This window comes from Candidatus Rhodoblastus alkanivorans (assembly GCF_022760755.1).
In the GTDB taxonomy this organism is placed as follows: domain Bacteria; phylum Pseudomonadota; class Alphaproteobacteria; order Rhizobiales; family Beijerinckiaceae; genus Rhodoblastus; species Rhodoblastus alkanivorans.
In genome coordinates, this window is record NZ_JAIVFP010000001.1 from 1,410,869 (window position 1) to 1,429,340 (window position 18,472).

General features: G+C 64.1%; 20 protein-coding genes. 6 read left to right on the plus strand and 14 right to left on the minus strand.

The window, feature by feature from the left end; all coding sequences use genetic code 11:
- Positions 1–43 precede the first annotated feature (43 nt).
- Positions 44–517: an NUDIX domain-containing protein gene (locus tag K2U94_RS06505; protein WP_243066427.1), complete on the plus strand. Its 474-nt coding sequence runs from the start codon at positions 44–46 to the stop codon at positions 515–517.
- Positions 518–554: 37 nt separating this feature from the next.
- The gene (ppc, locus tag K2U94_RS06510) at positions 555–3,311 is read left to right on the plus strand and encodes a phosphoenolpyruvate carboxylase (RefSeq protein ID WP_243066428.1); all 2,757 of its coding nucleotides are present in this window, start codon (positions 555–557) and stop codon (positions 3,309–3,311) included.
- A gap of 75 nt (positions 3,312–3,386) precedes the next feature.
- Here ppc and K2U94_RS06515 read toward each other — a convergent pair whose 3' ends face one another.
- The 7 genes from K2U94_RS06515 to K2U94_RS06545 form a co-directional block, all read right to left on the minus strand.
- Positions 3,387–3,677 (minus strand): HdeA/HdeB family chaperone, encoded by a 291-nt coding sequence (locus K2U94_RS06515; RefSeq protein WP_243066429.1) that lies wholly within the window; start codon positions 3,675–3,677, stop codon positions 3,387–3,389.
- A gap of 29 nt (positions 3,678–3,706) precedes the next feature.
- Positions 3,707–4,015, minus strand: coding sequence for an HdeA/HdeB family chaperone (locus K2U94_RS06520; protein ID WP_243066430.1), 309 nt, complete (start codon positions 4,013–4,015; stop codon positions 3,707–3,709).
- Between the two features lie 327 nt (positions 4,016–4,342).
- Positions 4,343–4,816 carry a F0F1 ATP synthase subunit B family protein gene (locus tag K2U94_RS06525; RefSeq protein ID WP_243066431.1) on the minus strand — a complete coding sequence of 158 codons (474 nt, stop codon included), beginning with the start codon at positions 4,814–4,816 and terminating at the stop codon, positions 4,343–4,345.
- Between the two features lie 11 nt (positions 4,817–4,827).
- A complete protein-coding gene (locus tag K2U94_RS06530; RefSeq protein ID WP_243066432.1) occupies positions 4,828–5,382 on the minus strand; it encodes a F0F1 ATP synthase subunit B family protein in 555 nt (184 codons plus the stop codon).
- A gap of 63 nt (positions 5,383–5,445) precedes the next feature.
- Positions 5,446–5,673 (minus strand): F0F1 ATP synthase subunit C, encoded by a 228-nt coding sequence (locus K2U94_RS06535; RefSeq protein WP_243066433.1) that lies wholly within the window; start codon positions 5,671–5,673, stop codon positions 5,446–5,448.
- 54 nt (positions 5,674–5,727) lie between these two features.
- Entirely contained in the window at positions 5,728–6,489 is a 762-nt protein-coding gene (locus tag K2U94_RS06540) for a F0F1 ATP synthase subunit A (protein ID WP_243066434.1), read from the minus strand.
- Positions 6,490–6,546: 57 nt separating this feature from the next.
- On the minus strand, positions 6,547–6,885 hold the full coding sequence (locus K2U94_RS06545) for an AtpZ/AtpI family protein (RefSeq protein WP_243066435.1): 339 nt from the start codon (positions 6,883–6,885) through the stop codon (positions 6,547–6,549).
- Positions 6,886–7,244: 359 nt separating this feature from the next.
- Here K2U94_RS06545 and K2U94_RS06550 point away from each other — a divergent pair, with 359 nt between their 5' ends.
- Entirely contained in the window at positions 7,245–7,826 is a 582-nt protein-coding gene (locus K2U94_RS06550; protein ID WP_243066436.1) for a TMEM175 family protein, read from the plus strand.
- Positions 7,827–7,870: 44 nt separating this feature from the next.
- Here the strand turns inward: K2U94_RS06550 and K2U94_RS06555 are convergent, their stop codons facing one another.
- Entirely contained in the window at positions 7,871–8,593 is a 723-nt protein-coding gene (locus tag K2U94_RS06555; protein WP_243066437.1) for a pirin family protein, read from the minus strand.
- A 24-nt stretch (positions 8,594–8,617) separates the two neighbouring features.
- Complete coding sequence (locus K2U94_RS06560; protein WP_243066438.1) at positions 8,618–9,094, minus strand: DoxX family protein; 477 nt, start codon at positions 9,092–9,094, stop codon at positions 8,618–8,620.
- Positions 9,095–9,324: 230 nt separating this feature from the next.
- Here K2U94_RS06560 and K2U94_RS06565 point away from each other — a divergent pair, with 230 nt between their 5' ends.
- A complete protein-coding gene (locus K2U94_RS06565) occupies positions 9,325–9,948 on the plus strand; it encodes an FMN-dependent NADH-azoreductase (protein ID WP_243066439.1) in 624 nt (207 codons plus the stop codon).
- A gap of 24 nt (positions 9,949–9,972) precedes the next feature.
- Positions 9,973–10,917, plus strand: coding sequence for a glutathione S-transferase family protein (locus K2U94_RS06570; protein WP_243066440.1), 945 nt, complete (start codon positions 9,973–9,975; stop codon positions 10,915–10,917).
- A 278-nt stretch (positions 10,918–11,195) separates the two neighbouring features.
- Here K2U94_RS06570 and K2U94_RS06575 read toward each other — a convergent pair whose 3' ends face one another.
- The 5 genes from K2U94_RS06575 to K2U94_RS06595 form a co-directional block, all read right to left on the minus strand.
- Positions 11,196–11,954: a class I SAM-dependent methyltransferase gene (locus tag K2U94_RS06575; RefSeq protein ID WP_243066441.1), complete on the minus strand. Its 759-nt coding sequence runs from the start codon at positions 11,952–11,954 to the stop codon at positions 11,196–11,198.
- 283 nt (positions 11,955–12,237) lie between these two features.
- Positions 12,238–13,164: a LysR family transcriptional regulator gene (locus K2U94_RS06580; RefSeq protein WP_243066442.1), complete on the minus strand. Its 927-nt coding sequence runs from the start codon at positions 13,162–13,164 to the stop codon at positions 12,238–12,240.
- A 5-nt stretch (positions 13,165–13,169) separates the two neighbouring features.
- Positions 13,170–16,625 carry a chromosome segregation SMC family protein gene (locus K2U94_RS06585; protein WP_243066443.1) on the minus strand — a complete coding sequence of 1,152 codons (3,456 nt, stop codon included), beginning with the start codon at positions 16,623–16,625 and terminating at the stop codon, positions 13,170–13,172.
- A 125-nt stretch (positions 16,626–16,750) separates the two neighbouring features.
- Positions 16,751–17,176 (minus strand): SufE family protein, encoded by a 426-nt coding sequence (locus tag K2U94_RS06590; RefSeq protein ID WP_243066444.1) that lies wholly within the window; start codon positions 17,174–17,176, stop codon positions 16,751–16,753.
- Between the two features lie 100 nt (positions 17,177–17,276).
- Positions 17,277–17,921, minus strand: a complete 645-nt coding sequence (locus K2U94_RS06595) for a glutathione S-transferase family protein (protein ID WP_243068817.1) — start codon at positions 17,919–17,921, stop codon at positions 17,277–17,279.
- 126 nt (positions 17,922–18,047) lie between these two features.
- On the opposite strand from K2U94_RS06595, the gene K2U94_RS06600 reads away from it, so the two are divergent.
- Positions 18,048–18,470 (plus strand): Rieske (2Fe-2S) protein, encoded by a 423-nt coding sequence (locus K2U94_RS06600; protein ID WP_243066445.1) that lies wholly within the window; start codon positions 18,048–18,050, stop codon positions 18,468–18,470.
- Positions 18,471–18,472 lie beyond the last annotated feature (2 nt).

The following is an 18,472-nucleotide window of genomic DNA, read 5'->3' on the forward strand; positions in this document are numbered from 1 at the left end:
GCTATAATTTGGTTTGAACGTCAAATCCAGTCGCGGAGTCGTCATGTCGGAAATCGCCTTCTGGCAAAAATGCGTGCGTCAGGGGCAGCGGATCGCAGGTCTTTTGGGGCGGCCGATGACGCTTGGCGTCCGCGCGATCGCGCTCGACGACGCCGGTCGGGTCTTTCTGGTGCGGCATGGCTATGTTCCGGGCTTCCATCTGCCCGGGGGCGGCGTAGAGAGCGGAGAGACGGCGATCGAATCGCTGCTGCGCGAATTGAGCGAGGAAGGCGGGCTGGAGGCGGCGGAGACGCCGCGTCTCCTGGGTCTCTATTACAACCCGCGCCATTCGCGGCGCGATCACGTCGCGCTTTATCTGGTGCGCGACGTGCGTCAGGACAAGCCGCGGGCGCCCGACTGGGAAATCGTCGAATCCGGTTTTTTTCCGCTCGATGCGCTGCCGGAAGGCGCGACGCCTTCGACCCGCGCGCGCATCGGCGAATATTTGCGCCGGACGGAGCCGGCTTTAGTGTGGTGAGCGGCCTTGGCGCCGTGTGGAATGAACGGAGCACCCAATGAGGGAAGCAGCGGCGGAGCAGGACGAGACGGAAAAACAGACGCCACTTTTCGCGGACATCAGGCTGCTCGGCCAGATTCTCGGCGACACCGTGCGCGAGATGGAAGGCGAGGCGATTTACGAGCGGATCGAGAAAATCCGGCGCCTCTCGGTCGAGGGACAGCGCAGGTCCGACTCCAGCGCGACGCGCGAGCTCGACGTCCTGCTGCAAAGCCTGACGCAGTCTGAAACCGTGTCCGTCATCCGCGCCTTCGCCTATTTTTCCCATCTCGCCAATATCGCCGAGGATCGTCATTTCCTGCGCCGCCGCGCGGCGCATGAGCCGCGCACCCAGCCTGGCGGGCTCGCCCATAGTTTCGAGCGCCTGGAGGCCGCGGGCGTGACGTCGGACAGCATCGAGCAGACATTGCGCGAGTCCTATGTTTCGCCGGTTCTGACCGCCCATCCGACCGAAGTGCAGCGCCGCAGCACCCTCGACGCCGAGCGCGGGATCGCCGATCTGCTTGCGGCGCGCGACCATTGCCGAGCGCCAGCGGAATTGCGCGAGAACGAGGCCCAGCTCCGCGCGCGGGTGGCGCAGCTCTGGCAAACGCGCATCCTGCGCACGGCGAGCCTCACGGTCCGCGACGAGATCGACAATGCGCTGCTCTATTACCGCTCGACCTTCATCCAGGAAATTCCCAAGCTCTACGCCGATCTCGAACACAGGCTCGGGCGCCCCGTGGCGCCTTTTTTCCGCATGGGCAATTGGATCGGCGGCGACCGCGACGGCAATCCGAACGTGAACGCCCAGACGCTCGACGCCACGGTGAAACTCCATTCCGAGACGATTCTACGCCATTATCTCTTCGAGGTTCATCGACTCGGCGCGGAATTGTCGATGTCGCGGACTTTGGTGGATTGCTCCGCCGGACTCGAGGCTTTGGCCGAGGCGTCGGGCGACGTCAATCCCCACCGCGCCGACGAGAGCTATCGCCGCGCGCTGATCGGCGTCTATGCCCGGCTCGCCGGCACGCTGACGGCGCTGACCGGCGGCGAGGCGGCGCGCCACGCCGCGGCGCCCGGCGCGCCTTATGAACGCCCCGAGGCCTTGCGCCGCGACCTGATCGTGGTGCGCGAATCCCTGCTCGCCCATCATGGCGCCGCCCTGGCGCGGGGAAGGCTCGATCAGTTGATCCGGGCGGTGGACGTCTTCGGCTTCCACCTCGCCACGACTGATCTGCGCCAGAATTCCGACCGACACGAGGCGGTGCTGAAGGAATTGCTGGCGGCCGTTCGCATCGTTCCCGATTACAGCGCCTTGAGCGAGGACGAGCGCGTCGCCCTTCTGCTGCGCCTGCTCGCCGATCCGCGCCCCTTAAGGGCGCCGAACATCGCCTATTCCGAGGCGTCGCGCAGCGAGCTGGCGGTATTCGAGACGGCGCGTCTCGCGCGGGAAATTTTCGGCGCCGCGACCATCCGCCATTACATCATCAGCCATACCGAAAGCGTCAGCGATCTGCTCGAAGTCATGGTCCTGCAGAAGGAATGCGGCCTGATGCACGGTACATTGCATGAATCGGAATGCGAGTCGGCGCGGCTCGACCTGATCGTGACGCCTTTGTTCGAGACGATCGAGGATCTGCGCGCCGCCGAATCGATCATGCGCGCGCTCTATTCCCTGCCGGGGATCGCCGACCTGATCCGGCGCTCCAGCGGGGTGCAGGACGTCATGCTCGGCTATTCCGACTCCAACAAGGATGGCGGCTATCTGACATCGAACTGGGAGCTTTATCGCGCCTCGACCGCGTTGGCGGCTCTCTTCGTTTCGACCCCGGGCTTAAGGATGCGGCTGTTCCATGGGCGCGGCGGCACGGTGGGGCGCGGCGGCGGCCCGTCCTACCAGGCCATTCTCGCCCAGCCGCCGGGCACGGTGCGAGGGCAGTTCCGCCTCACCGAACAGGGGGAGGTGATCAACGCCAAATACGCCAATCCCTCCATCGGCCGGCGCAATCTCGAGACCTTGATGGCCGCCAATCTCGAAGCGAGCCTCCTGCTGGACGGCAGTGAGGCGCCGGCGGAATTCCTCGAGGCGGCGGAAGAATTGTCGCGTCTGTCGATGAAGGCCTATCGCGGGCTCGTCTATGAGACGCCGGGTTTCGTCGACTATTTCTACGCCGCCACGCCCATCGCCGAGATCGCGGAGCTGAACATCGGCTCGCGCCCGGCCTCGCGCAAGGCGACACGGCGGATCGAGGATTTGCGCGCCATTCCCTGGAGCTTTTCCTGGGGGCAGAGCCGCGTCGCTCTTCCGGGCTGGTTCGGCTTCGGCGCGGCGGTCGAGGGTTTTTTGCGCGAGGACCATGAGGCGCGGCGGGCCCTTCTGCGCCGCATGGGCAAGGAATGGCCGTTTTTCGCGGCGCTTCTGTCCAATATGGACATGGTTCTGGCGAAAGCCGATCTCGAAATCGCCCGGCGTTACGCCGATCTCGTCCCCGACCGCGAGGCGGCCGAGCGGATTTTCACGGCGATCGAGGCGGAATGGCGCCGCACGATCGCGGCGTTGGAAATCGCTACCGGCCATGACGGGAGGCTTGCGGACAATCCGGCGCTTGCCCGTTCGATCGCCCACCGCTTTCCCTATATTGCGCCCTTGAACTATCTCCAGGCGGAATTGCTGCGGCGCTGGCGCTCCGGCCTCATCGACCATAAGGCGAGGGTCGGCATTCTCATCGCCATCAACGGTATCGCCGCCGGCTTGCGAAACACGGGCTGAACCGGCGCCGCGCCGAAAAAGGAAAGCCCCCTCGGCGGCGCCGAGGGGGCGGAAGGGCTCGAACGCTGGAGCCTTTTATTTCGCGTTCTTCGCGATCGCCTGCATCAGCGTCTCTTTGGGGTGCCGCTTGCAATATTTGTCGATGACCTCGTGATTGCGCTTCACATAGCGCATGTCGACGTTGAGCAGATTCTTCGACGACATGTAATAGCCGCTCATCCACGAGGAAATAAGCGCCTTTCTGGCCTCCGGCGCCTTCATGTACTGGCCGCAGGTGATGAGCGACATGTCGACGACGACCTGGGCCTTGGCGGCCGGCGCGGCGAAGGCGAGCATCGCGGCCGCGAGAATCAGTTTGGATTTCATGTTTTTTTCTCCCGATGGCTGGATGCGGATCACTGCTTCTTCTGCATCTGGTTGACGGCGGCCTGAATGACGCCCATCAGCTGGTCCTTCGGGTGCGCGGCGCAATATTTCATGATGTTGTCCGCGTTGCGGGCGAAGGCGTCCAGATCGACCGAGGTATAGCCCAGCTTCTGGTTGTACCAGCCGCTCATCCAGGCTTCGATCATGAGCTGATCGTCAGGCGGCATGGCGACGGCGTCGCCGCAGGTGATCTTTTCCATTTGGATCATGACCTGAGCCGAACCGGCGGTCGGCGCCAAAGCCAAGCCCAAAGCCAAGCAAATTGCTGATTTTTTCATGTCTGACCCCTCAAAATCGCCTGCGCCGATGGGCGAGAATGCGCAGGCTAACCTCGTACGGAACGCCAAGCCTCGTCCCGACGCTCGTTTTTTTTTCAAGCGGTTCGCGCGCGTCGCCGCCGATCGAAAGAACGGCGCGCCGAATTTGGCCGCGACGGCACAAAAGCACGATTTTCTTGGGAAAGCCAGAGCGCCGCCTTGAGTGCGACCAAGGTTTAATTTTTTTCCCCGAACAAAATCTGGAGCGTCCAGAAATCTATTCCGCATCGCAAAGAAAAGCCGGGGCGCAAGCCCCGGCTGATCACTATCCTGCGTTGAAAACAGGCCTCAATTCATCAGCGATTTGACGCTGGCGATGCCCTGTTCGACGAAAGTTGCGCTGTCGGCAGCTCCGGACTTCAGGATGTTTTCAGCGGCCTTGATTGCCGAATCGACGGCCGCCGAGCGCACGTCGGCCGCCGCCTGCGCCTCGGCCTGGGCGATCTTTTCCTCGGCCTGTTTGGTGCGGCGGGCGACATATTCCTCGATGCGCGCCTGGGCTTCCTTGGACAAGGCTTCGGCTTCGGCCTTGGCCTGTTCGACGATCGAACGGGCCTGGGCCTCCGCTTCGGCGGTCTTGGCGGCGAAGCTCTGCATCAGGGCCTGGGCTTCGGCGCGCAGGCGAGCGGCTTCGGAAAGCTCGTCCTTGACCTTGTCGATCCGGGCGTCGAGCGCGGCGCCGAGCTTGGTGTGCACGCCTAGATAGCCGAGGATCATCACGAAAACGATGAAGCCGATGGCGACGATGAATTCCGCGTCCATATTGCGCTCCTTCAGCCGTTTTTCGACGCGGCGATCGCGGCCGCGACGGCGGCCGGGTCGGCGGGCTTGCCGGTGAGATGTTGCAAGATCGCCTGGGCGGCGTCGGTCGCGATCGAATCGACATTGGCCATGGCGGCCGTCTTGGTCGCGGCGATCTGCTCTTCGGCGGCGGCGAGCTTGGCGTTCAGCTCGGATTCGAGCGTGGCGCGGCGGGCGTCGTTTTTCGCCTGGACTTCGGCATGGGCGGCCTGGCCCATGGCCTGCGCCTTGTCCTTGGCCTCGGCCAGGGTCTTTTCATGCGCGGCGGCGGCGGCGACCGCATCCTCCTGCGCCTTGGCGGCGGCGGCGAGATCCGAATCGATCTTGTCCTTGCGGGCCGCGAGAATCTTGGTGACGCGCGGCAGTGCGATCCTGGACATCAAGAAATAGATCGCGCCGAAGGTGATCGCCAGCCAGATGAGCTCCGCCGCGAAATTGTTCGGGTCGAAGGGCGGGAAGGATTGCTCGTGCGCGGGAGCGCCGGGAACCATTGTGCCGGTATGGAGCCCTTCTGCGTCGTGAGCCATGGGTCGATCCTAATTTGTCGGGACGAAAGTCGCGCCGGCTTTCGCCGCCGGCGCGAAGCGCGATTACTTCACGAAGAGAAGAATGATCGCAACGAGGAAGGCGAAAATGCCGAGACCTTCGGAAAGGGCGGCGCCGATGAAGGCGCGGCCGAACTGGCCGTCGGCGGCGGACGGATTGCGCAGCGCGCCGGAGAGGAAATTGCCGAAAATGATGCCGACGCCGATGGCGGCGGCGCCCATGCCGATGCCCGCGAGACCGGCGCCGACATATTTGGCTGCAACAGGATCCATCTTAGAACTCCATTTTCATTTTGATGGGCGACTATTTGTTGTTGAGGCGATTTATCAGTGGCCCGGGTGAATTGCGTCGTTGAGATAGACGCAAGTGAGGATGGCGAAGACATACGCCTGAAGGAAAGCGACCAGCAGTTCGAACGCGGTCAAGAGAACGATGCCGATGAAGGGCAGGGGCGCGATCAGCGCATAGACGCCGCCGCCGGCCAGCATGACCACGAAGGCGCCGAAAATCTTGAGGGTGATGTGGCCGGCGAGCATGTTGCCGAAGAGACGAACCGAGAGGGTGATCGGCCGCACGGCGAAGGAGATGATCTCGATCAGCACCACGAAGGGCAGTAGGAGCGCAGGCACGCCCGACGGAACGAAGAGATTGATGAAATGCGTTCCGTGCTTGTAGAAGCCGTAGCCGAGCACCAGCAATATGATGAAGGTGGAGAAGGCGAAGGTCACGACGATCTGGCTGGTGACCGTGAAAGTATAGGGGACGAGGCCGATCAGGTTCGCGAAAGCAACGAACATGAAGACCGAGAAGATGAAGGGGAAGAAACGCATGCCGGCGTCGCCGGCGGTCTGCCGTATCATGCTCGCCACGAATTCGTAGCACATTTCGGCGAGCGTCTGGAGCCGGTTGGGAATGATGTGCTCGCCCGAGGTGCCCGCCACCATGACGAAGGCGATCAGAGCGAGGATGACCACCATGAAGAGCGAGGCGTTGGTGAAGGACGCGTCGACGCCGCCGAGGCTCAGCGGCGCTAGGACTTTGATATGGAACTGATGGATCGGATCCATCACGGACGCCGCTTCCGACATGATCTACCCTTCATTTTCCGCGGGATGCCCCGCCATCCTCAATGATCGCGCGGCGCCTTAGCGGTCGCGCCGCCTCGTCGGCCCGGCCGCGAGGCGATAGACATTCCAGAATCCTGCGGCGACGCCCAATCCCACGAACAGGATCAGCAGCGCCGGACTTGTGCCGAGCCAGGCGTCGAACTGCCAGCCCAGCACGGCCCCGACCGCGACTCCGCCCACGACTTCCGACAGCACGCGAAAGCCAAGGCTCATCGCCTGCCCAAGGCCTTTGTCGGACGAAGCCGCTTCCGCCTTGCGCTCCTCCTCGCGTATGGAGTCGCGTCGAGCCTGAAGGTCGGTCGCCAGCCTGGCGAGCCGCGCCTTCAAGTCATCTGGGTCTTCCGGACTGTCTCCCATCGCCTTTCCCCAAAGTCATGGTTTTCGCGAACCATGGCGCCCGCGGGCGCGGCTTGGGGCGGGCGCCGCTCTTTCATCGCGGCCGCCGCTGCATGCTGGAGGTCGTACGGACGATGCCCGATGCGGAACCGGACTGAAGGGATGGAGCCATCCCGCCCTTTTTGAACCGCGCGCACCATATTGAGGCTCCCGCCCCCTGTCAAGACAAGCGCGGCTTTTCTATGACAGGTGTATCATATTGAAAAATAAAGAGTATGGACGAAATGCGCGCGGCCGCCGCAAGCTTTCTCGGCGCCGTGTCGTTTTGTTCCTTCGGCCCGATGCTTTAGGGTAATGGCGGCGTGGCGCGGGAGGGCGATGTGACGAGCGAACGGCTGAAGGCTTTTTCCGATGGCGTGCTCGCGATCATCATCACCATCATGGTGCTCGAGCTGAAGGCGCCGCACGGCGGGAATTTCGTCGATCTCTGGCCGCTGTGGCCAACATTTCTCGCCTATGTGCTGAGCTTCGTCTATATCGGCATCTACTGGAACAACCATCACCACCTCTTCCTCCTGGTCGAAAAGGTGAATGGCGCGACGCTCTGGGCCAATATCCATCTTTTGTTCTGGCTGTCGCTCCTGCCTTTCGTCACCGCCTGGGCCAGCGACACGGAGTTCGCGCGCGATCCGGTGGCGCTATATGGAATCGTGCTGCTCGGCGCCGCGGTCGCCTATTCGATTCTGGTCATGACGCTGCTGCGGGCGCAGGACGGCAGGACGCTGCTGCACGCCGCGATCGGCCGCGACGTCAAGGGCTGGACGTCGAACGTGCTCTATGTGCTTGGGATAGCCGGCGCCTGTTTGCACCCCTGGATCGGCTGCCTGTTCTATGTCGCCGTCGCGGCGATCTGGCTCATTCCCGACCGGCGCATCGAATCGCGGCTGAACGAAGCCCGATGAGTTGCGCGGGCGCGCCGGAACGCGCCCGCCATGATTTGCGAGGCCTATTGCGCCGCGGGATTGGTCGGGGCCATATCGAACAGGAGGGCCTCGGATTCCTCTTCCGCGCGCAGAGTCAGCGTCGCCGGTCCGACGAGCGAGACGCCGTCTCCGGCCGCAATCGCCTCGCCGTTGAGCGTGAGCGATCCGCGCGCCGCATGGACCCAGGCGCCGCGCCCGGCGGCGATCTCATGGGTGACGGCTTTGCCGGCCGAGAGCCGCGTCACAAAGAGATCGACGTCGCGATGGACGGTCAGCGAGCCGTCGCGTCCGTCGCGCGAGGCGACGAGGCGCAGGCGATCGCGCTTTTCGGCGTCCGCGAAGCTCTTCTGCTCATAGCCGGGCTTCAGGCCCTCCCGCTCCGGAATGATCCAAATTTGCAGGAAATGGACCGGCTCGACGTCGGACGCATTATATTCGCTGTGACGAACGCCCGTCCCCGCCGACATGCGCTGGACGTCGCCTGGGCGGATGACCGAAGTCGTCCCCAGCGTGTCCTTATGTTCGAGCCCGCCTTCCAGCACATAGGAGATGATTTCCATGTCCCGGTGCGGGTGAGTCGGAAAGCCCGCTCCCGGCGCCACGCGGTCGTCGTTGATGACGCGCAGCGGGCCGAAGCCCATGTGGCGCGGGTCGAAATATTCGCCGAACGAGAAAGTGTGGCGGCTGTCGAGCCATCCGAAATCGGCGTGACCCCGGTCAGCCGACCGTCTCAATGTCAAAGCCATGATGATCTCCTGAGTTGGGGCCGGTCAGAATTCCCGGCCGATGAGGGCGTCGAGCGAAAACGCGCCGGCGCCGCGAATGACGAAGCTGAGGGCCACGATCCCCCACAGCAGGGGATATTCGAAGCCGCCGCTGGTCCAGAAGAAGCCGTTGCCGAGGTGGACGGCGAGAACCGCCACGCTCATCAGGCCGACGACGAGCGCCGCGACCGGCCGCGTCAGCAGACCGAGGGCGAGGAACAGCCCGCCGAAGAATTCAATTCCACCGGCGACGAGGGCAAGCGAGGGCGGCAGGCCGAGCTTGGTCGCGAAGAACTGGCCGGTCGCCTCCAGCCCATAGCCGCCGAACAGGCCGAACAGTTTTTGCGCGCCATGCGGCATGAGAAGCAGGCCCGCCGTCACGCGAACCATCGGTTCGGCGAAGGGCGAAAGCGCCTGGGTGATCGGGGCGACCGCCGGGATCACGCGGCGGGAAGACGAAGCTGAGGAAAAAGCGAGCGACATGGGGTTTCTCCGGTTTGGCGTCGGACGTCCTCGTCCGCTGAACCGAAACATCGCCCTGTCGCCGTGGGAAAACAATTTAGCAAAAACAGGCAACACTGTTTCTTATTATTGAACAAATTTGCCCCACGATTGTCTTCTAAGATAAAACAGTCATGTCAGAAATTCGCCGATTATCTCTTCCGTCCGAAGGGCCTAGCCTTCTCCCGTCAACGTCATTCGGGAGAATTCCAATGTCCAGCATTCTCGCCATTCACAGCAGCCTTTCCCGCGAAAACGCCATCTCCAGCAAGCTGGTCGATCAGACGGTCGCGAGCCTCGCGCAGGGCGAACCGGGCAGCCGCGTCGTCACGCGCGATCTCGCCGCCACGCCCATTCCGCATCTCGACGGCGCCGCCATTTCGGGCATTCGCGGCGACGCGATCACCGAGGATCAGATCGCGGCCCGCGCCTTGTCGACGGAACTGGTGGACGAACTTAAGGCCGCCGACATCCTGGTCATCGGCGCGCCCATGTATAATTTCGGAATCGCCTCGTCACTGAAGGCCTGGTTCGACTATGTTCTTCACCCCGGCGTCACGTTCAAATATGGCGAAGGCGGACCCAAAGGCCTTTTGACCGGCAAGCGCGCCATCGTCATTCTGAGCCGTGGCGGCTTCTTCTCCGACGGCCCGGCCAAGGCGATGGATTCGCAGGAACCGCATCTGCGCACCCTTCTGTGGTTCATGGGCATTACCGACGTAACCTTCATCCGCGCCGAACGTCTGGCCATGGGACCGCAAGCGATGGAGACCGCGGTGGCGGCGGCCACGAAAGACATTGAAGAGACGGTCGAAACCATGAAGGCGGCGGCCTGACCGCCGCCGGAAAAGGAGGCTCCCATGGGCATGATGGTCGAAGGCGTCTGGCGCGACATCTGGTATGACACCGCCGCGACCGGCGGCGCCTTCCAGCGTCCGGCGACTCAATTCCATGGCCGGATTTCGGCGGAGGGGCCGTTCGCGCCCCAGGCCGGACGCTATCATCTCTACGTGTCCTGGGCTTGTCCCTGGGCGCATCGGACCCTGATCACCCGCAAGCTCAAGGGCCTCGAAGACGCGATCAGCGTCTCCTTTGTCGAGCCGCTGATGCTCGAGCACGGCTGGACTTTTGCCCAGGGCGCCGACCCGGTCAATGGCGCGCGCTTCCTCTGGGAGGTCTATGCCAAAGCCGAGGCCGCCTATACCGGCCGGGTGACCGTGCCGGTTTTGTGGGACCGTGAGCGGAAAACCATCGTCAACAACGAATCCGCCGAGATCATCCGCATGTTCGACGCCTGGCCGGGCGCGCGCGGGCCGCTGCTGCGCCCGCCGGAACTCGCGGCGGAAATCGACGCGCTCAACGACATGATCTATCCGGCGATCAACAATGGCGTCTATCGCGCAGGCTTCGCCACCAGCCAGGCGGCCTATGACGAAGCCTTCGACGCGCTTTTCGCCGCGCTCGACGCGCTGGAGCTGCGCCTGAACGGCCGCGCCTTTCTGGCCGGCGAGCATCCGACCGAGGCCGACTGGCGGCTGTTCACCACTTTGATCCGCTTCGACGCGGTCTATGTCGGCCATTTCAAATGCAACCGCCAGCGCATCGCCGATTATCCCGAATTATGGGATTTCACCCGCGCCCTCTATCAGGCGCCGGGGATCGCCGAGACGGTGCGGCTCGACCAGATCAAGACCCATTATTACGGGAGCCACCGCACCATCAATCCGACCGGCATCATCCCCAAGGGCCCGGCGATCGACCTTTTGGCGCCGACGCGGCGGCGCGTCGATCCCGTCCCGGTTTGAATCTCCGGTTCCGACCCCAATCCGACCTACAGTCAGACGCGTTGAAGACCTCCCTGCGGCGGAAAGCGAGCATCGCTAAATGGTCTGTTTCCGGCTCGAAGTAGACTTTATTGATGAGGCCCGTGACGGTCTTACGTTGCCCCATCTTCAGTTGTTCGTAACGTGCGCTGTGGCTTTGTGATTATCGAGGAGTACTCCTGACGGGTGCACGTCTGCCGCCCTGGACGCCGGCGCCAATCCGCAGACGGCGCAGGCGACGCCACCGAGTGCGAGCGCAACTATTCCATAGAAGCGGACGCCAGAACCATTGCGCCCAGCAACTCCCGTAGCCGCTCCACAATTGGCGTCATCGGAGGGGCGCGCTTTTTGCCGATCCGGACTGTCATCCAGCGCGCGCCGGACGTGTCAACGCTGAAGTTGGCATAGGACGCAAACTGCTGGCTGGCGTTAACGCGGATCGAGCGGTTCCAGATCACGAAGTCCTCTCCATCTGCGTCGAAGTTCCATTGGTGCAACCCCTCATAATTGCCTGACTCGCCCTCGTTCCTGACGTGCGAAAGCAGGATGCGGCCACCCGGCTTTGCCACGATCAGCATCTCCTCGATGCTGCGGACCGGATCAAAGGAATGGTCAAGCGCGTTGCTGCAATGAACAAGATCGAACGAGTCCGGCGGAAAGAACGCGGAAAGGTATTCGGCAAATCCGAACTGCGTAGGCACGGGCCGCGTAACGCCATAGCGTGCGGCGATTTTATCATAGAACGGCGCCAACGGGTCACATGCTACAAGATCAAGTCGTCTGCCCTGGTAACATGAACCGAGCTTCGTCATCGGCCCGGCGCCGACATCAAGCACGCGCGTGCCTGTTAAGCCAGCCATCAGATCGGTATGGATTTCTCTCGTTGGATCAAGGCGGGACCGGAAGTCATCGGGCCATTGGTCGCCTTTTGTAGCAAACCAGTTGTCCCAGAACGTCAGTTCGTTCTGAACGCCATCGCGCCACAGCGCGAGATGCCGGGAAAGATCATTGTGCTGCATGGCGGATTCCCCAGTCGCAATGACGCGCAGTAAGAGCCTGACCTGAAATTGGTTGAGGGGCCTCGCGGCCCTTGACTCCTTTGGTTTGCAACAACTTTGGGAGATTCGAGATGCGTTGGAACGAGGCCGATCAGGCGAAGTATGAAGTCATTCGGGCGCGCTATTCAAGCGATATGTCGGAGGCCGAGTTGGCGCGGTTCATACCGCCCGGGATCATACAACACCCCGGATTTTAGCCCATTCGCGTCCGCTGCGCGCCACGCCGCTGACGCCGGTAAGAGCTTCATGCGGGCGCGAGCGGCAAATCCTTGTCCCAAAAAGGCACCTTGCCGATCGCCTTGGCGAGATGTTCGACAAAGCGGCGCACCTTGAGCACATCGACCCGCCCCGGCGGCATGACCGCATAGAGCGAAGGCTCGCCCGCGCGCCATTCGGGCAGAATCGGCAGCAGCGCGCCCGAGCGCAGGGCCTGATAGGCGATGAAGGTCGGCGCCAGCATGATGCCGATTCCATCCACCGCCGCCTGGACCAGGACGTCGCCATTATTGCTGTGCAGCCGGCCGCTCACCCTGATGTCGGCGCTTTCGCCCTCGCGCGAAAAGTTCCAGATATTTTGCCGCGCGAGATAATCGTAGACGAGGCAGTCGTGGCCGATCAGGTCCTGCGGGCGCTCAGGCTTGCCATGACGTTCGAGATAGGCCGGCGCGGCGCAGACCGCCATGCGCGTTGGCGCGAGGCGCCGCGCCGTGAGGCTTGAATCGCCGAGATTGCGGATGCGGATGGCGACGTCATAGCCTTCCTCGACAATATCGACCACCCGGTCGTCGAGCGTGAGTTGGACGCTGACCTGCTCGTTCTCTTGCAAAAAAGCGTCGATGATCGGGCTGAGGCAGCGGATTCCGAAGGACATCGGCGCATTGACGCGCAACAGCCCGCGCGGAACCGCCGTCGCCGAATGAATCTCCTCCTCGACGCTCTCCAGGAGGCCGAACATGGTTTCGGCGGCCGAAAATAATTTGCGTCCGGCCTCGGTGAGGCTCATGGCGCGGGTGGTGCGATTGATCAGCTTGACGCCGAGTTCGGCTTCGAGATCGGCGACGCGCTTGCTCGCCATGGCGCGCGAGATCGACAATTTGTCCGACGCCCGCGCGAAATTGCCCAGCGTGGCGATGGCGACGAAAGTGCGCAGGGCGTCGAGGTCGCGGATCACGCCTTTCAGCTCGCTTCCAGCAGCTGTTCCGCTTGCTCCAGCTCCACCGACACCAGTTGCGACACGCCGCGTTCGGCTTGCGTCACGCCGAACAGGCGGTCCATCCGCGCCATGGTGATGGGGTTATGCGTAATGGTGACAAAGCGGGTGTCGGTTTTTTGGCGCATGTCATCCAACAGGTCGCAGAAACGCTCGACATTGGCGTCGTCGAGCGGCGCGTCCACTTCGTCGAGCACGCAGATCGGCGCCGGATTGGTCAGGAACACCGCGAAAATCAGCGACATGGCGGTGAGCGCCTGTTCGCCGCCGGAGAGCAGGGTCATGGTCGCGGGTTTCTTGCCCGGGGGCTTGGCCAGGATTTCGAGGCCGGCTTCGAGCGGATCGTCGGATTCGACCAATTGCAGTTCGGCCGAGCCGCCGCCGAACAGAACCGAGAACAATTCGCGGAAATGGGCGTCCACCTTGGCGAAGGCGTCGAGCAGACGCTCGCGGCCTTCCTTGTTCAGGGCGCCAATGGCCGCGCGCAATTTGCGGATCGCCTCGGCGAGGTCGTCGCGCTCGGCGATGAGCTTGCCCTGTTCGGCCTCGATCGCGGCCAGCTCGTCCTCGGCGCGCAGATTGACGCCGCCAAGCCGCTCGCGGTCCTGCTTCAGATTGGCGAGCCGGGCGCCGACGCCGTCCATCGGCGGCGGCTCGGCGTCCTCGCCAAGTCCGGCCAGCGCCGCCAGGCCCTGCGGCGCGCAATTCATCTGGTCGGCGATGTCGCGCACGAGAACCTGAAGCCGCGTCTTCGCGGCCTCGGCCTGGGCTTCGAGCCGGGCGCGAATTTCGCGCGCCGCGCTCATTGCGTCGAGCGCGGCGCGGGCGGCGCGGTCGGTCTCGGCGAGCGCGTTTTCGCCCTCGGCGCGGGCGTCGGCGGCTTCGTTCCGGGCGGCCTCCGCCTCCTCGATCTTCTGGGCGAGCGAACGACGCTGGAGAAGGAATTCGTCCGGCGCGTCTTCGAGCGTCGCCAGTTCCTCCTGCGCTTCCGTCAGACGGAATTCGATTTCTTCGGTCTGGAATTGCGAACGCGCGCGGCGGTCGAGCCAGCTTTTCTTCTCGCGGGCGATGGCCTCCCGGCGGCGCAGCCGGGTTTCCGCCTCGCGCGAAAAGGCCTGAAGCGCGGCGCGGGCTTCGGCCGCTTCGGCGCGGTCGAGGGCGTTGGCGGCCCGCGCCGAATCGCGCTCGCCGAGCAGGGTCGCCGGCTCGGCGACATTGTCGAGCGCCTCGCGCGCTTCGATCAGCCGCTCGCGGGCCTCGTCGCGCAATTCTCGCGCGCGCTCGCGGGCGTCTTCGAGATTGGCGAGGCGCGATAGAAACTGCGCCTGACGGCGCTCGGCGGCATTGGCCGATTCGCGCGCTTCCGCCAGAGCTTTCTGGGTCATGCGCGTTGCTTGCCGGGCGCGCTGGTCGGCCTCGGCGGCTTCAGTGACGGCGGTTCGCGCCGCCTCCATCCGCGCTTGAGCCTCTTCCACCGCCTCCCGCGCCTGGGCCGCCTCGATGCGCAGTTCTTCCAGCCGGTTCTTTTCCGCCAGGCGCCGCGCCGCCGGCGTCGGCGCCTCGGCGGCCTGGGTAAAACCGTCCCAGCGCCACAGATCGCCCTCGATCGAGACGAGGCGCTGGCCAATCTTGAGATGCTGGCGCAGGCTCGGGCCGGTCTCGCGCGAAACGAGTCCGATCTGGGCGAGGCGGCGGTAGAGCGCGGGCGGCGCGTCGACCCATTCGGTCAGAGGCTTGCAGCCGGCGGGCAGGGTCGGATCGCCGCTGCTTTGCGTCAGCGCCCAATGGGTCGGGGCGCCGTCGTCGTCCGAGGCGTCGAGATCGTCGCCGAGGGCGGCCCCCAAAGCCGCCTCATAGCCGCGGGCGACCGCGATGCGCTCCAGCACCGCGGGCCAGCCGGCGCTCGCCCCGGTCTTCAGCAGTTTGGCGAGCGCGCCGACTTCGGCTTCGAGCTTTTGCGCCTGTTTTTCCGCCTCGTTGAGCGGTCCGCGCAGAAATATTTCCTCGTCGCGGGCGAGCGCGAGCGCCGATTCGGCTTCGAGCGCCTCTTCCTCGGCTTGCGCCGCCGCATCCATCAGGCGTTCGGCCTCGGCCAGGGCCTGGGAAAGTTCGAGGTCGCTTTCCGCCGACGCGCGCAGGGCGGCGATCTCTTCCTCGGCGCGCGAAAATTCGGCCTCGAAGCGCATCAAGGCCTGTTCTTCGCGGCGGGCGGCCTCGGCAAGGGCGTTGCGCTGGGCTTCGGCATTGGCGAAGGCGTTCTGGGCGATTTCGAGCGCTTCTTCGGAGGCGCGCAAGGCTTCTTCCGCGGCCTCGCAGCGCAGCCGCGCGTCCTCGACCAGATCGGCCTCGGTTTCGCCGGCGCCGGCCAGTTCGTCTTCCTCGGCGTCAAGCCGGGCCAGGGTGGCGGCGGCGTCCTCGTAATGGGCGCGCTCGCGCGCGAGATCGGCGGCCGCTTGCGAGATTCGGCGCTCCATCTCGGCCTTGCGCTCGGCGGCGCGCTTTTCCTCGCCGTCGAGCGCTTCGCGGGCGCGGATCAGGCGTTGCAAGGCGGCAGCGGCCTCGGCTTCGGCGTCGCGCAGGAAAGGCATGCGATGGGCGGCGAGCGCCTGCAGGCGGGCGGCCTCGGCCTGTTGCCGGGTGCGCTCGGCCACATCGACCACATTGGTTTCGAAAGCGTGTTGCGCCTGTTCGGCCTCAACCGCCGCCTCGCGGAAAGCGATCAGGGCGATCAACGCTTCATGGCGGCGGATTTCGGCGGCCAGAGCCCGATAACGCGCGGCCTGGCGCGCCTGCCGGCGCAAGGATTCCGCCTGCGTGCCGATCTGGCCCAGCACGTCCTCCAGCCGCACGAGATTTTCCTCGGCCCCCTTGAGGCGCAATTCGGCCTCGTGGCGGCGCGAATGCAGGCCGCCGATGCCGGCGGCTTCTTCCAATATGCGGCGGCGGGCCTGGGGCTTGGCGGCGATGATCTCGCCGATCTGGCCCTGGCGCACCATCGCCGGCGAGCGCGCGCCGGAGGAGGCGTCGGCGAACAGCAATTGCACGTCGCGGGCGCGCGCCTCGCGGCCGTTGACGCGATAGGTCGAGCCCTGCTCGCGCTCGATGCGGCGGGTGATTTCGAGAATGTCGGAATCGTTGAACATGGCGGGCGCGGAGCGCGCCCTGTTGTCGAGCACCAGCACGACTTCGGCGTGATTGCGCGACGGTCGCGAGCCGGCGCCGGAAAAGATGACGTCGTCCATCCCCGACGCCCGCATCTGCTTATAGGAATTCTCGCCCATGACCCAGCGCATGGCCTCGACGAGATTGGACTTGCCGCAGCCGTTCGGCCCCACGACGCCGGTGAGGCCGGGCTGGATGACGAAATCGGTCGGCTCCACGAAGCTTTTGAAGCCTGTCAGGCGCAGCTTGTCGAATTTCATCTGCGGGCGATGGCGCTCCTGTTCTCCACGGAACAAGGCGCCAGAAGCTGCGCCGAATCAAGCGCGGCCGCCACGAAAGTTGGGGAAAAGGCGCCCGTTCCCGCGCTCTGGCGCCGCCGCGCGGCCTAAACCGCGGCCAGCGCCTGCGCCGCGTCCTTCTTGATGCGCTCGACCATCGAGCGCAGGCCGTTCGAGCGCTGCGGAGTCAGGTGCTGTTCGAAGCCGAGGCTCTTGAATAAAGCCTGGGCGTCGGCGGCGATGATGTCCCTGGCGGTGTGGCCGGAGAAAAAGGTGAGGGTCAAAGCGACGAGGCCGCGCACGATATGGGCGTCGCTGTCGCCGAGAAAATGCAGCACCGGCTCGCCGTCCGGGCCCGGCTCGACCTTGGTTTGCAGCCACACCTGGCTGGCGCAGCCGCGCACCTTGTTGGCGTCATTATGCGCTTCTTCCGATAGGGGCTCCAAAGTCCGGCCAAGCTCGATCAGATAGCGATAGCGATCGTCCCAGTCGTCGAGGAATTCGAAATTTTCGAGGATTTCGTCAATAGTCATTCCAGGCCCTTTCGATCCGCTCCGCCGCGCGATGCAAGAAATGCGCTTCCCGCTCCATAGAGTGTAAGTGGTTCGCTGTCGCTGTTGCGACAATGGTCTGTCACATTTCGACCCTTTGGCCCAGCTTTTCCGGCCGATAGCCTTCCTCGCGCAAGACGCCCGACACGGCGGGACGGTCGAGCATGGCGCGATAATGGCGCAAAAGATTGGCAGGCAGCGCGATCTCCACCTTGTCGGCCCAGAATTCGACATAGAACAGCACGGCGTCGGCGACGGAAAAATCGCCCGCGACCCAGGTCCGGCCTTCCAGCGCCTTGTCGACGATGGAAAAGGTCTTTTCGACCAAGGCCCGCCCCTGCGCCTTGACAGACTGGTGAAACGCCGAATCCGGGCAGAAATTGCCCGGCGCGAAAAAGCGGGCGAAGCCGTGGCCGTGGATTGAACCGGCGACGAAGGTCATCAATTCCAGCGCGCGGGTCTCGTTCTCAATGTCCTTGGGCCATAATTTTCCGCGCCCGCGCGCCTTTCCGAGCCAGAAGGCTATGGCCGGAACCTCGGTGAGGACGGTGCCGTCGGGCCGCGCCAGCGCCGGGATATTGGCCTTGGGATTGATCGCGAGATAGTCGGGCTTGAACTGGTCGCCGGCCGGCAGATTGACGATATGGGCCTCGAAAATCTCTTCCAGCTCTTCGAGGATGATATGAATCGCCGTCGAGCAGGATCCAGGGGTCATGTAAAGCTTCATGTTCATCGCCAAGGTTTTCCTTCCGGGCGCTCCAAAAAAGCGCGATGGCATGTTTCATGCAAAAATTGCCGCATTCCACAGGGTCCGGGGGAGGCGATGGAAGGGCAGGGGTCTGACGAGGTTTTCGTGATCTGCGCGATGGACGAGATCGCGCCGGGATCGGCCAGGGCGTTCGACCTCGCCGAAGCCGACGGCGCGGGCGGCGCAAAGCCCTTTCGCATCGTCGTCGCGCGCGACAAGGCCGGGCAGTTCTTCTCCTACCGCAATTCCTGCCCCCATGAGGGCGTATGGCTCAACATCGGCTCCGGCGCCTTTCTCGACGAGGCCGGCGCGCAGATCAAATGCGGCCGTCACGGCGCCACTTTCGCCATAGAGACTGGCCAATGCAGTTCGGGCGCCTGCGAAGGCGCCTTCCTCGACAAGGTCGATGTCGAAGCCCTGGACGGCGATGTCTGCATACGGGGCGTGACTCTGGTCGAGGAGGAGCCGCCTTTGCGCCATGACGACGACATGGACGAGACGATGGAAATCATGATCCATCCGGGTTGAAC

Excerpts from the sequence above, each read along its gene's own strand:
- K2U94_RS06555 (WP_243066437.1), bottom strand. The coding sequence starts at position 8,593 with ATGGCTTTGACATTGAGACGGTCGGCTGACCGGGGTCACGCCGATTTC.
- K2U94_RS06540 (WP_243066434.1), bottom strand. The coding sequence starts at position 6,489 with ATGTCGGAAGCGGCGTCCGTGATGGATCCGATCCATCAGTTCCATATC.
- K2U94_RS06595 (WP_243068817.1), bottom strand. The coding sequence starts at position 17,921 with ATGAAGCTTTACATGACCCCTGGATCCTGCTCGACGGCGATTCATATC.
- K2U94_RS06585 (WP_243066443.1), bottom strand. The coding sequence starts at position 16,625 with ATGAAATTCGACAAGCTGCGCCTGACAGGCTTCAAAAGCTTCGTGGAG.
- K2U94_RS06535 (WP_243066433.1), bottom strand. The coding sequence starts at position 5,673 with ATGGATCCTGTTGCAGCCAAATATGTCGGCGCCGGTCTCGCGGGCATC.
- K2U94_RS06515 (WP_243066429.1), bottom strand. The coding sequence starts at position 3,677 with ATGAAATCCAAACTGATTCTCGCGGCCGCGATGCTCGCCTTCGCCGCG.
- K2U94_RS06570 (WP_243066440.1), top strand. The coding sequence starts at position 9,973 with ATGGGCATGATGGTCGAAGGCGTCTGGCGCGACATCTGGTATGACACC.
- K2U94_RS06505 (WP_243066427.1), top strand. The coding sequence starts at position 44 with ATGTCGGAAATCGCCTTCTGGCAAAAATGCGTGCGTCAGGGGCAGCGG.
- ppc (WP_243066428.1), top strand. The coding sequence starts at position 555 with ATGAGGGAAGCAGCGGCGGAGCAGGACGAGACGGAAAAACAGACGCCA.
- K2U94_RS06560 (WP_243066438.1), bottom strand. The coding sequence starts at position 9,094 with ATGTCGCTCGCTTTTTCCTCAGCTTCGTCTTCCCGCCGCGTGATCCCG.
- K2U94_RS06520 (WP_243066430.1), bottom strand. The coding sequence starts at position 4,015 with ATGAAAAAATCAGCAATTTGCTTGGCTTTGGGCTTGGCTTTGGCGCCG.
- K2U94_RS06530 (WP_243066432.1), bottom strand. The coding sequence starts at position 5,382 with ATGGCTCACGACGCAGAAGGGCTCCATACCGGCACAATGGTTCCCGGC.
- K2U94_RS06545 (WP_243066435.1), bottom strand. The coding sequence starts at position 6,885 with ATGGGAGACAGTCCGGAAGACCCAGATGACTTGAAGGCGCGGCTCGCC.
- K2U94_RS06525 (WP_243066431.1), bottom strand. The coding sequence starts at position 4,816 with ATGGACGCGGAATTCATCGTCGCCATCGGCTTCATCGTTTTCGTGATG.
- K2U94_RS06590 (WP_243066444.1), bottom strand. The coding sequence starts at position 17,176 with ATGACTATTGACGAAATCCTCGAAAATTTCGAATTCCTCGACGACTGG.
- K2U94_RS06575 (WP_243066441.1), bottom strand. The coding sequence starts at position 11,954 with ATGCAGCACAATGATCTTTCCCGGCATCTCGCGCTGTGGCGCGATGGC.
- K2U94_RS06565 (WP_243066439.1), top strand. The coding sequence starts at position 9,325 with ATGTCCAGCATTCTCGCCATTCACAGCAGCCTTTCCCGCGAAAACGCC.